The sequence below is a fragment of the Psychrobacter sp. 1Y4 genome (genome assembly GCF_051847555.1).
In genome coordinates, this window is record NZ_JBPYDE010000345.1 from 1 (window position 1) to 834 (window position 834).

The window sequence follows — 834 nt, forward strand, 5'->3', positions numbered from 1 at the left end:
ATAGTTATCTCTTTTGTTAACACAGAGTCACATCAGACAGTGTTATTAAATTGCTCTGCTGATTAAAGATATATCGATCATCTATTGAGCCACCCGTTATACATAAACTTATAATAATTTATGTCTAGGACTTATAACAACGATAAGGAAGCTATCATGAGTGATATTTTTAATGTAAAAGACACCCTTTCAGTTGCTGGCAAGGAACATGCCTACTACAGCCTGCCCAAACTTACCGAAACTTACGAGCATATCAAGACACTACCTTTTTGTATGAAGGTCGTGTTAGAGAATCTATTGCGTAACGAAGACGGTGGTCAGTCAGTCGGCAAAAACCATATCGAAGCGGTTGCCAATTGGGATGCTGGTGCTGAGGCGTCAAAAGAAATCGCCTTTATGCCAGCGCGCGTGGTATTGCAGGATTTCACTGGTGTGCCTTCAGTCGTTGATTTGGCCGCGATGCGTGATGCAGTGGTCGAGCTTGGCGGAAAGGCTGAGCAGATTAACCCGTTTATTCCTAGTGAACTGGTCGTCGATCACTCTGTACAGGTCGATGCTTATGGCCGCGAAGATGCGCTCGATTTGAACGAAAAGATTGAATTTAAACGCAACAACGAGCGTTATGAGTTTTTGCATTGGGGCAAGCAAGCCTTTGAAAACTTCGTGGTCGTGCCACCAGCGACGGGCATTGTGCATCAGGTCAACCTTGAGTATCTAGCGCGCGTCGTGATGGCAGCCGATGTCGATGGCGAGCTGATGGCGTATCCAGATACTGTATTTGGTACCGACAGTCATACCACGATGATTAATGGTATTGGTGTGCTTGGTTGGGGT

The 834-nt window shown here is 45.4% G+C and carries 1 protein-coding gene; it reads left to right on the plus strand.

Going from position 1 to position 834, the window contains the following annotated elements; genetic code table 11:
- Positions 1-156: 156 nt before the first annotated feature.
- Positions 157-834 (plus strand): aconitase family protein (locus tag ACS8FC_RS16225; RefSeq protein ID WP_439297532.1); only part of this gene is annotated, 678 nt, incomplete at its 3' end.